Source organism: Pelagibius sp. (assembly GCF_965227505.1).
Classification (GTDB): Bacteria; Pseudomonadota; Alphaproteobacteria; order Kiloniellales; family Kiloniellaceae; genus Pelagibius.
This window is the reverse complement of the sequence record NZ_OZ245757.1, coordinates 17,636-32,183: the sequence shown is the minus strand read 5'-3', so window position 1 is coordinate 32,183 and position 14,548 is coordinate 17,636. Positions and strand designations below refer to the sequence as shown.

Genomic DNA, 14,548 nt, shown 5'->3' with positions numbered 1-14,548 from the left:
GGCGCCGCTGCCCCGCCTTTCACAGCGCTCTGCGCGGACCCGGCCTTTCCTTGCTTTCGCGCGGCGGCCGATCTCCCTCCGGGGAGGCCGGCCGCCCGCCCTTGTCGTGCTGTGGAACCGCGCTACTTGCAGGCAGCCGGTGAGGAGGACGCGTCCACCCCCTGACAGACCACATCCTTGCCGACCCAGCCGGCGTCGATCACGACGTTCAGGTTCTCCGATGTGATCGGGATCGGGCTCAGGAAGATGGCATCCATGGTGACGCCCCTCGGTCCGTCGCTCCACTTCGTCGCGCCGGACACCTGGTCGGGCGCCGTGCCCTTGGCCAGTTCAACCGCGATGGACGCGGCAGCCTTGCCCAGTTCGCGCGCATCCTTCCAGACGCTCACGGTCTGCAGACCCTTGGCGACGCGATTGAGCGCGGCATGATCCCCGTCCTGGCCGGAGACCGGCAGGCCTTCCATGCCCTGCGCCGTCAGGGCGGCAACCACGCCGCCGGCGGTTCCGTCGTTGGAGGCGACCACCGCATCCACCTTGTTGTCGTTGGCGGTCAGGATCTGCTCCATGTTCTTCTGGGCGTTCTCCGGCAGCCAGGCATCGGTGTACTGTTCGCCGACGACCTTGATGTCGCCGGACTTGATGGCGGCATCCAGCACTTCGAGCTGGCCGGAGTGGAGGAAGTCCGCATTGGGGTCGGCGGAGGAGCCCTTGATGAAGACGTAGTTGCCCTGGGGCTGAACCTTGAAGACTTCGCGGGCCTGAATGCGGCCGACTTCCTTGTTGTCGAAGGTCAGATAAAAGACGCCGGGCACCTCGATCAGGCGGTCGTAGCCGACCACCGGAATGCCCTCAGCGCTGGCCTTGCTGATCCCGGGGACGATCGCCGAGGCATCCTGCGCCAGGACGATCAGGGCCTCGGCCCCGCGGGCAATCAGGCCCTCGATGTCGGCAATCTGCTTCTCATTGGAGGATTGAGCATCAGCGCTGATGTAGGTCGCGCCCAGACGCTCCAGTTCGGCCTTCATGGCCGCTTCGTCGGTCTTCCAGCGCTCTTCCTGGAAGTTCGACCAGCTGACGCCGACGACGGTCTGCGCCGTTGCCGCGCCGGCAACCGCACCCATCACTCCAGCCGCCAGCACGCCGGCGGCCAGTCCACGAACCACGCGTTTCATGAGTTCCTCCCTGTTGGTCTGCCGCAGGGTCATCCCACAGCACCCGTTCGTTTCTTCGAATCTTATCCTGTCCGCCCATATTTGACGTACGCACCCGCTCTGTCAATAAGCTGTTTTCCTCAAGAAGCGAGAAAGCGATCATGAGAAAATGATGGAATTACATCAATCCACCTGAGTGTCCTGTCGCCTAGCGTGGCGCTTTGCGGATTTCCACGAGGCGGTCGCCTTCCACAGGGTCGCGGGTCACCTCGACGAAGCGGTCCGGCGAGACCGGCAGCCATGGCCCCCACGCATCATGGGGCCAGCGGACCCGCAGGTCGGCTGCTTCGGCGCCCCCCAGCCCGAAATGGTGCCAGCCGGCACCGCCGCTGGCGTGGCCGCCGCCGACGAAGACTTCCCGGCGCTGCAGCCGCCCGGCGGAGCGCAGCTCGACCCAGGCGCCGACCGCATCGCGGTTGCCACCGTCCTGACGCAGCCGCAGGCCCAGCCAGTGGCCCTTCGTACCCGCCTGCAGGCCGAGATTGCGCCAGACCTGGGCCGGCTGCTTGCGGTTCACCACCACCACGTCCAGCAGGCCATCGGCATTGAGGTCCACGACCGCCGCGCCGCGCCCGCGCGCACCGCTGTCCAGCCCCGCCAGGCCGCCGGCTTCGACGAAGCGCCCGTCCGGCAGGCCCAACAGCAGGTTGTTGGGGTCCTCCAGGGCGAAGTTCTCCATCGCTTCGATGTTCCCCTTGGCGACAAAGAGATCGGCCAGGGTGTCGTTGTTCACGTCCTGGAACTCGGCGTGCCAGGCGGTGGAAGGTTTGCTCTGGTCGCCCTGATAGGGCCGGTGTGCGGTCACACCCCGGGCAAAGGCGATATCGCGGTAGGCCGGCCCCTGCGGTGCCGCCGGGTCGTCACCGTCCAGGGTGCGCAGCTTGTTGTCGGCCATTGAGGTCAGGAAGTAGTCGGGCAGGCCGTCGCCGGTGACGTCGTGGCTGGCGATTCCCATGCCCCAGACCTCCAGCTTGGCCCAGCCCTCTTCGCGGGTGAAGAGCCGCGGCGGCGCGCCGGGCTCGATGTGCCAGAGCTGCTCCTCCCCGCCGCGGTAGTATTCCCGGTCGTTGCTGATCCTCAGATCAGCGGAGCCGTCGCCATCCCAGTCGGTGAACAGGACAGAAAGCGCGCAGTGGCCCGGCGCAAGGGCGATGGGTGCGGCAAACCTGCGGTTCTCTCCGGCCGGGCGGTGCAGTTCGTTGTCGAAGCAGGTGCCCCAGGGGGCGCCCGGGCGTTCCAGATCGATGTAGTTGCCGATCGCCAGGCTCGGCCAGTCGGCGCCCTCCTCCCAGGTCGCCGAAAAGGCGGTGGACCAGGCGTTGCCGCCGTCGAAACCCCAGGTCTCGTTGGCGCGCTCGAAACGGCAGTCCCCAAGGCCGCGGAACAGGACGTTCTCGCCGAACCGCAGCACCGCCAGGTCCTGGCGGCCGTCGCCGTCGATGTCCAAGGCATAGGCGCCGGTGACGGCGTCCAGGGCCAGGGACGCTGCCGTTGCCTCCTCAAAGGCCAGGGGCCCGCCCGGGGCGCCCCGGTTGCGCATCAGCTTGGCCGGCGCGGCGCCACCGGCGAGATAGAGGTCGGTCAGGCCGTCGTCATCGCAGTCGAAATGGGCCAGCCCTCCGCCGACGACATACCTGCGCTCACCCAGGAAACTGTGGTTCAGGCCGCTCTGGCGGGTCTCCTCGGCGAACTTCGGAACCGCGACCGCAAGGCCCTCGCCAGCATTGCCACCGGCGGGCGCTGCCGTTTCCCGGGAAGACCCCTGCGGCTGGGCACAGCCGAAGAGCAGAAAGCAGAGCGCCAGCATCTGGCCGCATCGCACCGCCCGGTCCCGGCGCATCCGCCCGCCCCTCAGTCGTCCGAACAGGGCCAGCTTGACGGCCGCTCGAGGCTGGCCGGCAGGACCGTCGCGTCATCGCCGCAGGCAACATCCAGCTGACTCTGCTCCAGGCCCGTGGTCTCCGAAAGGTCTGCCCCTTCAAAGCGGGTGAGGTAGGTATAGGCCCCGCCGAAGTTGCTGCCGGTCAGGCGCGCGCCCTGAAGACGGCACGCGCGATCTCCGCGCGGCTGAGATCGACCCCTTCCAGATTGGCATCGACCAGGATCGAGCGGCCGAGTTCGGCTTTCACCATCACCGCGCCGGAGAAATCGGCCCCGGTGAAATCCGCGCGCCCCATCTCTGCCTTTGTCATGTCGACACCGACCAGCTTGGCCTTGCGGAAGTCCGCGCGGTCGCCGTGGGTCTTGATCATGCGGGCCTCGCTCAGATCCGCGCCCTCCAGACGCGCTTTCGAGAATTCCGCCTCACTGAGGTCGGCCCTCACGAAGCGCACATCCTTCAGGTCGCTGCGGCTGAAGTCGGTATACCCGAACTTGCCGGTGCTGAGATCCTGACCCGAGAGATTCAGCCGGCGTTTCTCGCACTTGGTCCAGTCCACGCCGACCCGCGGCGGGTGGTTGCAGGCGGCCTCCGCCACGGGCACACCCCCAACAATGCTGAGGGCAACAATGCTGAGGGCAAAGGCGACAAGAAGGATCGGTCGTCTGAAACGCGGAGCCATCGGGTCTTCCTGACAAGTGAATCCTCGGACTATGTGACAGGCCAATGGTAGCGAAGCTGCAAGGCCCTGAAAAGCAATGGAAGATTCTTATTGCAGGCGGTAGGCCCGCATTGCGTTGCCGCCAAAGACGGCGGCCTTGTCACCTTCGCTGAGATTGGCCAGAAGCCCATGCGCCGCCGTCCACCAGTCATCGTAGCTGGCCGTCAGAGTCAATACGGGCCAATCGCTGCCCCAGATCAAACGCTGCGGGCCGAAAACTTCCAGAAGGTGCTCGACATAGGGACGCAGTCCCGCCGGCGTCCAACCCGGCCCCGCCTCGGTGATCAGGCCGGACAGCTTGCAGAATGCCGCAGTATCCCGCGCCAGGGCGGCCATCTGCGTGGCCCATTCTGTGAATTGACCGGCCTCGATGTCCGGCTTGGCGCCGTGACAGATCACCGCTCGCAGGTCCGGGTGACGCTGCAGCAGAGTGAGAAGGTTGGGCAGATGCACAGGCCGCACCAGGCAATCGAAGGTCAGGTCCTTGCGCACCAGGGCCTGGAACGCCGGGGCCAGGGCATCACCCAGCATCCAGTCCGGATCGGCAATGTCGTGGATCATCGGCCGCACCCCCTTGAAGGCCGGGTCCGCGGCGAGCCGTTCGAGGCTGTCTTCAACCGCGCCGCCGTCCATCGCCACCCAGCCGACCACGCCGGCCACCTCCGGCATCGCCGCAGCCTGCTGCAGCAGAAACCGGCTTTCGGCAACCGTCGCCGCAGCCTGGACCAGCACAACACGATCCACGCCGGCCGCCTGCAGCAAAGGGCGCAGGTCCGCCGCGGCGAAGTCACGCCGGATCGGCGTCAGCGCCTCCGTCCCCGGGCCGGTCATCCAGTCATAGTCGCCGCGGGCGATCTGCCAGAGGTGGACGTGGCTGTCGATGATCATGACGGCTGCCCCCGTGGTTGGTTCAGGAGGGCAAGGGCGCATCCTGGCGGAGCAGCCCCTCGCCCGCCAGATCGCTCCACAAGGCTGACGGGATCGGCTGATCGAAGGTGGCAAGGTTGCGCTCCACCTCCTCCGGCCGCCGGGCGCCCGGAATGATCGCCGCCACCGAAGGATGACCCAACGGAAACCGCAGCGCGGCGCTGGCCAGGGGCACGTCGTGACTGCGGCAGACCGCCGCGATGCGGTCCACCCGCTCGATGATCTCCGGCGGCGCCGGCTCGTAGTTGTACATGGCGCCCGGCACCGCGCCGGTGGCCAGGATGCCGCTGTTGTAGGGGCCGCCGAGAAAGACCCCGATGTCTTTCTCCGCACAGAGCGGCAGGAAGCTGTCGAGCGCCTCCTGCTCCAGCAGGGTGTAGCGCCCGGCGATGAGAAAACAGTCGAAATCCCCCTCGCCGATCAGGCTTTCCGCCACCTCCCAGTAATTGAGGCCCGCGCCGATGCCGCCGATGTCGCCGTTGCGGCGCAGTTCGTCGAGGGCGCCGTAGCCGCCCCCCTTCGCACCGCCCAGAAGGGCCTTGCGATGGGTTTCCGCCTCCACCTCCGAGCCGATGGAAACCGGCTCCAGATCGTGGATCAGCAGGATGTCGATGCGGTGCAGGCCGAGGCGTTGCAGCGAGTCCTCAAAGGACCGCATGACCCCGTCGTAGCTGTAGTCGAAGACCGGCTTGAAAGGGAGCGCCCCCTTGAAGACGCCGGGCCATTCGTCATCCGGATCGTGTGGCCGGATCAGGCGGCCGATCTTGGTCGACAGGACGAAGGCATCGCGCGGCTGGTTGCGCAGGACCTCCCCGATCCGGTGTTCGGCCAGGCCGTAGCCGTAGAACGGCGCCGTATCGATGAACCGCAGACCCGCGTCCCAGGCCGCCGTGACGGTCGCGGCGGCGACCCGGTCGTCGATCTTCTCGTAGAGATTCCCCAGCGGCGCGGTGCCGAAGCCGATCTCGGTGACCTGCAGACCGGTCTTTCCCAGGCGCCTCTCAGGCAGCTTCGCCATGGCCTAGATTGCCTTTCCGCTGTCCGGATCGAAGAGGTGCATTTTGCTCATGTCGACGGAGATCGGCACCGTTTGGTCCGGTGCGGCGGGAAAGTGGGAGTCGACCTGGGCCGTGAAGCCACGGCCCGCCGCCTCCCCGATAATGAGGGTGTGTGGGCCGAGCGGTTCGATGGTTCGGGCCGTCATGCGGATCACCGCCCCCCCGGCGTCGCCGCCGGCGTTGTGTTCGGGGCGTATCCCGAAGGTGACCGCCCGATCCCTGTAAGGGCCGTAGCGGTCCCAGCGGTCCTGCGGGATCGCCAGTTCGCCGCCATCCTCCAGCTTCAGCGCCAGGCCCTGCCCCTGCGCGGCCACCCGGGCCGGCACGAAGTTCATCGAGGGCGCGCCGATGAAGGCCGCAACGAAGGTGTTGGCCGGGCGCTCGTAGAGGGTGATGGGATCGGCGGCCTGCTCGATGCGGCCTTCGTTCATCACCACCACACGGTCAGCCATGGTCATGGCCTCCACCTGGTCGTGGGTCACGTAGACCATGGTGCTGTTCAGGCGCCGGTGCAGATTCTTGATCTCCGTGCGCATCTCGATGCGCAGCTTGGCATCCAGGTTCGACAACGGCTCGTCGAAGAGAAACACATCGGGCTGGCGCACGATGGCGCGGCCGATGGCGACGCGCTGGCGCTGACCACCGGAGAGCTGCTTGGGCCGCCGCCCGAGATAGGGTTCCAAACCCAGGATTCGGGCGGCTTCGGCAATGCGTCCCTCGATCTCCGCCTTCGGCATGCGCCGCACCTTCATGCCGTAGCCGATGTTGTCGGCGACGGTCATGTGGGGATAGAGGGCGTAGTTCTGAAAAACCATGGCGCAGTTGCGCAGACCCGGGCGCAGCTCCGTCACGTCGCGGTCGCCGATGGCGATCACGCCGCCGGAGGCCGCCTCCAGCCCCGCGATCATGCGCAGCGTCGTGGTCTTGCCGCAGCCGGACGGGCCGACGAGCACGACGAACTCCGTATCCGCGATCTCCAGGTCCAGGGCCGGGATCACGGTCACGTCGTCGAAGGCCTTGCTGACACCCTGTAAACGCACGTCGGCCATGGAAACGGAAGTCCTTAAAAACGACCTGTACAAGAACGAACTGCCCGGGCCCCCGCCGCAGCAGACGGGGGCCCGGTGCCAGAGCTTCAGCCTCTTAGAGCGGCGGCAGCCCCATGGAGGCGCGGTAGGCCGCAAGCTGGTCCTCGCGGCCGAACTCGTCGGTCAACTCGTTCCACTTCTCAGCGATGGCATCGAGGGCCGCCTTGGGCGCGACCTGCCCTGACAGGGCCTTCGAGAGCTCGATCTCCAACTCCTCGGTGTAGCTGAAATAGCCGGGCAGACGCATGTCGAGCGCGATGTTCGGCGCTTCCAGGCTGCCGCGCTGGGCCGCCAGATACATCTTGGCCTCGTCCTCCGAAAAGGTCTTCAGCCAGCGGTCCAGGTTGGTGAAGTGGGAGAAGCGATAGGGATTGACCCCGGAGCCGCCGGTCACGGCCGCCTGGCCCGAGTTGTCGGGGTTCGAGGCCCACTCGACATAGTGCCAGGACGCGTCGATGTTGTTGGCCGACTGCGGCACCGCCGCCTGCCATCCGCCGTAGGCCATGAAGGGCGAGCGGACCGGTTCGTCAAAGGTGTCCCAGGAATTGGTCTTGTGGTTCCAGATGCGGGTCGATCCCGGGGTCATGGCGGAGCCCACCGAACCGGCGACCTGGCTCTGGGCTTTGTCGGAGGCAATGGTGCCGGTGTCGCCCCAATCGAAGTTCATGGCCACCTGGCCGCCGGCAAAGGCGGTGCGGATGTCCCCCGAGGTATAGTTGAGCGCGCCCGGCGGGGCGTAGCCGACGGAGCGGATGTAGTCTTCCAGCGCCTTCACCCAGCCCTCGTTGTTGACCTGGGCGTCCATGGTCTCCGGATCGAAGAACATGCTTCCGGGATTGTTCGGGTTGTTGGTGTAGCTGGCGGCATGGGTGAAGAAGAACCAGAACTGCTGGCCGCCGCGGCGGAAAGCCTCGGCCGTGCCCCAGAGATTGTCCTCCGGCCGGGTGAAGAACTCAGCGATGTCGTAATACTGGTCCCAGGTCTCCGGCGCCGCCAGATCGTAGCCGTACTTGGCCTTGAAAGCGGCCTGTTCTTCAGGGTCGTTGAAGAGGTCGAGGCGATAGGACAGCGTGTGCAGATCGCCGTCGATGGTCTGCGACAGGTGCTTGCCGTTCCAGACCATGAGGCGGTCCCGGTAGACCGGGGCGATATCCTCCCAATCGGCAGTGCCGCGGATCTTTTCCGGCATTTCGGAGAGATAGGGCGCGAAATCCGGCGTCCAGGCCGGCGCGAAGGTGATCACGTCGAAGGCCGCTTCGCCCGCCACCATCGCCGTCAGATACTTGGGATAGAGTTCGCCGAAGGGGAACTCCACCACCTCGACCGTGCCGCAGGTCTGCTTCTCCCAGCTTTCCCCGGCCGCCTGCATGGCCGATGCAATGAAGGGCCCGGTCTGCGAGCCGACCTTCAAGGTGACCCCGGAAAAGTCCGGCGAGCAGGCCAGTGCCGCCCCCGAAAGCCCGAAGGCAACCACCAGACCGCTGGCGGTGGCAGTGAGATGCTTTTTCATTGGCGTTTCTCCCTTTCTCTTTTGTTTTCTGTCCTTGTGAGCGGCTGTCCCGTCAAAGGCCGTTTGCAGGATTTCCTGCTTCGCCGGCCCGTTCTCGTCTCTCCCGCTAGCGAATGCCCCCCAGTGTCAGTCCCGAGCGCATCAGCTTAGCAAGCAGCATGGCCACCACCATCATCGGCGCGATGCCGAAGAGCGCGGCCACAGAAATCGCCCACCACTCGTCACCCCGGTAGGAGTTCTGGCCCGACAGCAGGATCGGCAGGGTCTGCCAGTCCGAGGTGGTCAGGAGCAGTGCGAAAAGGAACTCGTTCCAGATGAAAGCCAGCGTGATCAGCGAGGTGGCGATCAGGCCCGGTCGCGCCATGGGCAGCACGATTTCGAAGAAAATGCGGATCCGCGGGACGTCGTCCACCAACGCCGCCTCTTCGATCTCGACCGGCAGGGAGGCCAGGAAATCACGCATCAGCCAGACCACGATGGGAATTGAGAAGGCCGTGTAGCAGAGCACCATGCCGAGGAAGCTGTCCAGCAGCTTGAAGCCCTCCCGCCCGATCTCCGAATAGAGAAGAAACAGGGCAAAGGCGGTGACGATGGGCGGGAACATGCGCTGGGAAACGAACCAGAAGAGCACGTCCTTGTTGCCCAGCACCGGCCCCGGCAACGGCAGGCGGTTGGCCAGCAGGCAGGCCGGCAGGGCCACCAGGAACGCCAGGCCCATGGCTTGGGCCCGGGAATACCCGAGAACCTCATCGAACAGCAGAAAGCCGCCGATCGCCATGGCGGCGAAGATCAGCCCGGACATCAGCCGGACCCGGAACTCAAAACGCACGAGAGCGTAGGCCGCCATGGTGCCGAACAGCACCGCAAGCGCCGTCGCCGTGATCGAGATCAGGGAGGAGTTGATGAAGGGCGCGATGAAGTCGCCGCGAATGCCCGAAAAGGCGTCCCGGTAGGCCTGCAGCGTCGGGACGAAATCGATGTAGGGCAGATAGGTCGGCCCGCCGTTCACCGCCGTGGGCGGCTTCAGGGAGGTGACCAGCGTCCAGTAGAGTGGAAACAGCGTCACCAGCGCCCAGAACAGGCAAAGGCCGAAGACCAGCGGGCGCCGCATCATGACCGCTTCTCCAGATGGGGCCGCAGGATCGCCAGGTAAAGCACACCGATCACGATCACCACGATGAGGAACAGGAAGGACAACGCCGAGGTGTAGCCCAGGTTGAACTTCTTGAAGCCCTCCTGATAGGCATAGAGGGTCAGGGTTTCGGTCGAGATGCCCGGCCCGCCGCCGGTCAGCACAAAGACCGTGTCAATGATCTTGAAGCTCTCGATGATGCGGATGAAGACCACGGCCGCCGAGATCGGCAGCAGCATGGGAAAGGTGATGCCCCAGAACTGCTGCCAGGGCGTGGCATTCTCCAGCGAAGCCGCCTCATAGACATCGCGCGGCAGGCTCTGCAAGCCGGCCAGCATCAGCAGGATGACAAAGGGCGTCCACTGCCAGACCTCCACAGTCACGATGGTGGCCAGCGCCCAGTTGGCATCGGTCAGGAACGGCAGGTTCGGGAATCCCAGGAGAGTGAAGAAGTGGTTCACCGGCCCGACGGTGGAATGAAACAGCATCCGCCCCACCAGGGCCACGGCGATCGGCGCCATCAGCATGGGGAAAAGGAAGACGACCCGAAACAGCCGCTCGCCCGGCACACGGCTGAACAGCGCCAAAGCCACGGCAAAGCCGATGACGTACTGAACCAGCACCGAGGAAAACACGATTCCCGACGTTGTGGTGATGACCTGCCAGAAGCGTTCTTCGCCGAGCAGGGAGACATAGTTGTCGAAGCCGATGAACCGCGGCGGACGCGGCGGCACCAGCCGCACAGACTGAAAACTCACCGTCAGCGAGTAGATAAGCGGGAACAGCCCGATCAAGAGCACGACAAGAAAGGCTGGCCATATAAAGAGGTACTTGACCGGCTCGCGCAACCTCGGGCTCCCCTCCCGCTGGGAGGCTGCGGCAAAAGGCGCGCTCCCGTTGTCGTTCTCAATCCTTGTTGCGGATCAGCCTATTGCAGGCTGCTCCGTATCTCAACCTCCGTGCCATGCTGCAGGTGCACACAGCTTTGGCGACGCTTTGCATAAGCGAGACTTGTTCTAGGACAAGCCATGCGACAGCAGCGGGACTGATCAATTGACTGCATCATGAACCTGGGCCACGCTAACGCGCCCTAATCGGAACATGAGCCTCGTCATCAGCAAACAAATGGGCGTCTCGACGCCTCCCGTCATGGCGCAATGGCTCCGACCGACGAGACATCGATAAGACAACGCGCGGGAAAACCCGCCCAATCCCGGGAGGAATTTTCATGGTCAAGAAAGCGATAGCCTTTGCCGCCCTGGCGGGCCTGATGGCTGCCGGGGCCGCGTCCCCGTCCCTGGCAGCCGGCCCCGAAGAAGTCAGTGGTCCCGGATACAATCCCAGCTGCTTTGCACCGTTCAGTGCCGACACCAAGCATTTCCAGTTCAAGGCGAAGGAGCCGCCCTACCGCATCGCATTGGCCAACGGCTTTGTCGGCAACACCTGGCGGATCCAGATGATCAAGACGCTGAAGGCTTATGCCGAGCAGCCTGACGTGAAGCCGTTGATCGAGGAGCTGAAGATCGTTTCGACGGGCACGGACGTGGCCGCCCAGGTCGCCGCCATCGACAACTTCATCAACGCCGGCTACGACGCCATCCTGACCATCGCCGTCAATCCCACCGCTTTCGGGCCGGTCATCCGCCGCGCCAACCGGGCCGGCGTGGTCCTGGTTCCCTTCGACAACGTGCTGGACAGCGACAAGATCATCCAGGTGAACGAGGACCAGTCGGAAATCGGACGCATCATGGCACGCTGGCTTCTGAAGAATGTAGGCAGCAGCGGCAAGATCCTGGAAGTCCGCGGCCTGCCGGGCAACTCGGTCGACCGCGACCGGCATCTGGGCTTCCGCGAACTGATGGAAGCCGGCGGCAACAGCTTCGATATCGTCGAGGTCGTCGGCAACTGGGACGACGGCACGGCGCAGAAGGTGACCGCCGATGCCATCGCCGTGCACGGCACGTTCGACGGCGTCTTCGTGCAGGGCGGCTCGACCGGAGCCGTGCGCGCGATGATCGATGCCGGCCATCCCTTCGTGCCCGTGGCCGGGGAGGCCGAAAACGGTTTCCGCAAGCTCTGCGCCGAGCACGCCGGCGACGGCCTGCTGTGCTCTTCGGCCGGGCAGTCTCCGGGCCTCGTGGCCATCGCCGCCAAGACCGCCCTGGAGGCGCTGCAGGGCAAGGTTCTGCCGCAGTACGTCTCGGTGCCGATCCCACTGGTCGAGCATCCGGACTTCAAGGCCAACGTGAACTACTACCCGGATCTTACGGACAACTTCTTCACACCGAACGAGTTCCCGCCCTGCGGGGTCAACATCACCGCCACGGAGATCATGGCCAAGACGGAAGAAGACCAGTAGGGGCCGCCCGCAACGCCCCATAACTGAAGCGCCGCGTCCGCAAACCGGACGCGGCGCCCCTTCATGGAACTGCAACATGTCCCCTTCCGGTTGGCCTGATGAACGACTCCGCAGCAGATAACGCGTCAGAGACCGACAATGCCTCCGCTTTCTGGCAGATGCGGGGAATCAGCAAGCATTACGGCGGCGTGGTCGCCCTGGACGGCGTCGACTTCGCCTGTCATCCCGGCGCGATTCATGCGATTCTGGGTGAGAACGGCGCCGGCAAGTCGACCCTGATCAAGATCGCTGCCGGCGTCGTCCAGCCCTCCGCCGGCACCCTGCTTCTCGATGGCGAGGCGGTGACCTTCGCCGGCCCGCAGGACGCCAACGCCAAGGGGATCGTCTGCATCTTTCAGGAGCTCTCCCTGATGCCGGACCTCTCGGTGGCGGACAACATCTCCATGGCCGATCCGCCGCTGCGCTGGGGCCTGATCGACCACCGCGCCCAGCGGCGGCGCGCCGAGGAGCTGCTGGCGAAGGTCGGCTGCGATGACGTCAACCCGCTGGAGCTGGTGAAGAACCTGCCGCTGTCGCGCCGCCAGATGGTGGAGATCGCCAAGGCCCTGGGGCGGAACCCCAGGATGCTGATCCTCGACGAGGCGACCTCGGCCCTCACCGCCGCCGACGTGGAAAAGGTTTACGCAATTCTGGGGGAGTTGCGCGCGCAGGGCCTCGCCATTCTCTATATCTCGCACCGCATGCACGAGATCGAGGAGCTGGCCGACACCTGCTCGGTGTTCCGCAACGGCCGCCACATCGAAACCTTCGCCAAGGGCACGCACAGCGACAGCGAGATCGTGCAGCTGATGATCGGGCGCGACTACACCCAGGTCTATCCGCCCAAACCCCGGCACGAGACCCCGCCCGAGCCGGAACTTGAGATCACGGGGCTGTCCTGGGGCAATCGGCTCACCGACATCTCGCTTTCCGTCGGCAAGGGGGAGATCGTCGGCCTCGGCGGGCTCGATGGCCAGGGTCAGCGCGAACTGCTGCTGGCGCTCTTCGGTGTGCTGCGCGGCGTTACCGGCGAGGTTAAGATCGCCGGGCGCCGGCTGCGCCTGACCAGCCCGCAACTCGCCAAATCCAGCGCCGTCGGCATCGCCCTGATCCCGGAGGACCGAAAGTCCGAAGGGCTGCTGCTGCCCATGTCGGTGCGCGACAACATCTCCATGGCCTCCATCAGCCACTTCACCCGAGGCGTCTTCATCGACCGGGAACGCCAGAACGCGGAGATCGACGAGATGGTGCGCCGGCTCTCCATCAAGGTCGGCGACGTCGACGACCCGGTCGCCACGCTTTCCGGCGGCAACCAGCAGAAGGTGGTGATCGCCAAGTGGCTGATGACCAACGCGCGCATCGTGCTGCTGAACGACCCGACACGGGGCATCGATGTGGGCACCAAGCAGGAGATCTATCAGTTGCTGCGCGATCTCGCCGCCGCCGGAACTGCCATCCTGTTCTACACGACGGACTACGACGAACTGATCGGCTGCTGCGACCGGGTCAGCATCATGTACGACGGCCGCATCGTGCGGGAGCTTCAGGGCGCGGCCATCAACGAGGAGAACATCGTCGCCAGCGCCCTGAACCTCAGCCTGGACGACCGCTCGAAAGCCTCTTCCCAGGTGGAGACGCCGGCATGAAGGACCTCAAGCTGCGGCTCGGCCAGAGCCAGGGTGTGATCCTGGCCGTTGTCGTCTTCTTCCTGATGTTCACCCTCTACATCGCCAACCACCCGGCGGGCCTCACCGTGCCGGTGGTCACGACAGCCGCCAACAAGGCGGTGCTGCTGGCGCTGGTCGCCATGGCCCAGACCCTGCCGGTGCTGACCGGCGGCCTCGATCTCTCGGTGGGCATGGTTTTCATCATGACCAACTGCCTGGCCTCCAGCATGGTGAGCGGCGATCCGCTGCAGATCGCCATCGGCACCGCCGTGGTGCTGCTGGCCGGGGCGCTGGCCGGCTTGGTGAACGGGGTAATCGTGGTCTACGGGCGCCTGCAGCCGATCATCACCACGCTGGCCACCGGTGCGGTCTACTACGGCATCGCGCTATTGCTGCGGCCGGTGCCCGGCGGCGATGTCGACGAAGACCTCGCCGACTTCATGACCTATACGGTCTTCGAGGTGGTGCCGACCTCCCTGGTCGTGCTGCTGGCGGCGGTCCTGATCATCTGGCTGCCCTTCCGCAACTCCGTCGTCGGCCGCGGCTGCTATGCGGTCGGCTCCGCCGAGGGCGCTGCCTACATGACCGGCGTCGCCATCGGGCGCTCGAAACTGGCGGCCTACACCCTCGCCGGCCTGCTGGCCGGGCTGGCCGGGCTGATGCTCACCTTCGTCACCTTCTCCGGCGAGGCCAGCGCCCCCATCGGCGGCACCTACACGCTCAATTCCATCGCCGCAGTGGTGATCGGCGGCACCTCGCTCTACGGCGGCGCCGGCGGGGCCATCGGCTCCATCTTCGGCGCCTTCATCCTGCGCACCATCGACGACCTGCTCTTCGTCTTCGACCTGCCGCCGCTCTGGCAGCCACTGTTTCAGGGCGTCGTGCTGCTCGTCGCCGTCAGCCTGGGGGCCGCCCGCGTCTTCCAGATCCGCAACCGCCTGGAGCTCTTCAAATAGC

The 14,548-nt window shown here is 65.6% G+C and carries 12 protein-coding genes; 3 read left to right on the top strand and 9 right to left on the bottom strand.

Annotated elements, in window-relative coordinates; genetic code table 11:
- Nucleotides 1-122: 122 nt before the first annotated feature.
- From xylF to ACO06P_RS00095, 9 genes are all read right to left on the bottom strand, one after another.
- A complete protein-coding gene (gene xylF / locus ACO06P_RS00135; RefSeq protein WP_420347992.1) occupies nucleotides 123-1,172 on the bottom strand; it encodes a D-xylose ABC transporter substrate-binding protein in 1,050 nt (349 codons plus the stop codon).
- 187 nt (nucleotides 1,173-1,359) lie between these two features.
- Nucleotides 1,360-3,051 (bottom strand): CRTAC1 family protein, encoded by a 1,692-nt coding sequence (locus ACO06P_RS00130; RefSeq protein WP_420347991.1) that lies wholly within the window; start codon nucleotides 3,049-3,051, stop codon nucleotides 1,360-1,362.
- A gap of 184 nt (nucleotides 3,052-3,235) precedes the next feature.
- A complete protein-coding gene (locus ACO06P_RS00125) occupies nucleotides 3,236-3,772 on the bottom strand; it encodes a pentapeptide repeat-containing protein (RefSeq protein WP_421938163.1) in 537 nt (178 codons plus the stop codon).
- 87 nt (nucleotides 3,773-3,859) lie between these two features.
- Nucleotides 3,860-4,699, bottom strand: coding sequence for an amidohydrolase family protein (locus ACO06P_RS00120; protein ID WP_420347989.1), 840 nt, complete (start codon nucleotides 4,697-4,699; stop codon nucleotides 3,860-3,862).
- Nucleotides 4,700-4,721: 22 nt separating this feature from the next.
- Nucleotides 4,722-5,756, bottom strand: a complete 1,035-nt coding sequence (locus tag ACO06P_RS00115) for an aldo/keto reductase (RefSeq protein WP_420347988.1) — start codon at nucleotides 5,754-5,756, stop codon at nucleotides 4,722-4,724.
- Between the two features lie 3 nt (nucleotides 5,757-5,759).
- Nucleotides 5,760-6,845 carry an ABC transporter ATP-binding protein gene (locus tag ACO06P_RS00110; protein ID WP_420347987.1) on the bottom strand — a complete coding sequence of 362 codons (1,086 nt, stop codon included), beginning with the start codon at nucleotides 6,843-6,845 and terminating at the stop codon, nucleotides 5,760-5,762.
- Between the two features lie 94 nt (nucleotides 6,846-6,939).
- Nucleotides 6,940-8,394: an extracellular solute-binding protein gene (locus ACO06P_RS00105; protein ID WP_420347986.1), complete on the bottom strand. Its 1,455-nt coding sequence runs from the start codon at nucleotides 8,392-8,394 to the stop codon at nucleotides 6,940-6,942.
- Nucleotides 8,395-8,500: 106 nt separating this feature from the next.
- Nucleotides 8,501-9,508, bottom strand: a complete 1,008-nt coding sequence (locus ACO06P_RS00100; RefSeq protein WP_420347985.1) for a carbohydrate ABC transporter permease — start codon at nucleotides 9,506-9,508, stop codon at nucleotides 8,501-8,503.
- Complete coding sequence (locus tag ACO06P_RS00095; RefSeq protein WP_420347984.1) at nucleotides 9,505-10,374, bottom strand: carbohydrate ABC transporter permease; 870 nt, start codon at nucleotides 10,372-10,374, stop codon at nucleotides 9,505-9,507. Before ACO06P_RS00095 ends, ACO06P_RS00100 begins: the two co-directional genes overlap by 4 nt.
- A gap of 380 nt (nucleotides 10,375-10,754) precedes the next feature.
- On the opposite strand from ACO06P_RS00095, the gene ACO06P_RS00090 reads away from it, so the two are divergent.
- The 3 genes from ACO06P_RS00090 to ACO06P_RS00080 all read left to right on the top strand — a co-directional run bounded on the left by ACO06P_RS00090 (nucleotide 10,755) and on the right by ACO06P_RS00080 (nucleotide 14,547).
- Entirely contained in the window at nucleotides 10,755-11,885 is a 1,131-nt protein-coding gene (locus ACO06P_RS00090; RefSeq protein ID WP_420347983.1) for a sugar ABC transporter substrate-binding protein, read from the top strand.
- 98 nt (nucleotides 11,886-11,983) lie between these two features.
- Nucleotides 11,984-13,570 carry a sugar ABC transporter ATP-binding protein gene (locus ACO06P_RS00085; RefSeq protein ID WP_420347982.1) on the top strand — a complete coding sequence of 529 codons (1,587 nt, stop codon included), beginning with the start codon at nucleotides 11,984-11,986 and terminating at the stop codon, nucleotides 13,568-13,570.
- Nucleotides 13,567-14,547, top strand: a complete 981-nt coding sequence (locus tag ACO06P_RS00080; protein ID WP_420347981.1) for an ABC transporter permease — start codon at nucleotides 13,567-13,569, stop codon at nucleotides 14,545-14,547. Before ACO06P_RS00085 ends, ACO06P_RS00080 begins: the two co-directional genes overlap by 4 nt.
- The last annotated feature ends 1 nt before the right edge of the window (nucleotide 14,548 follow it).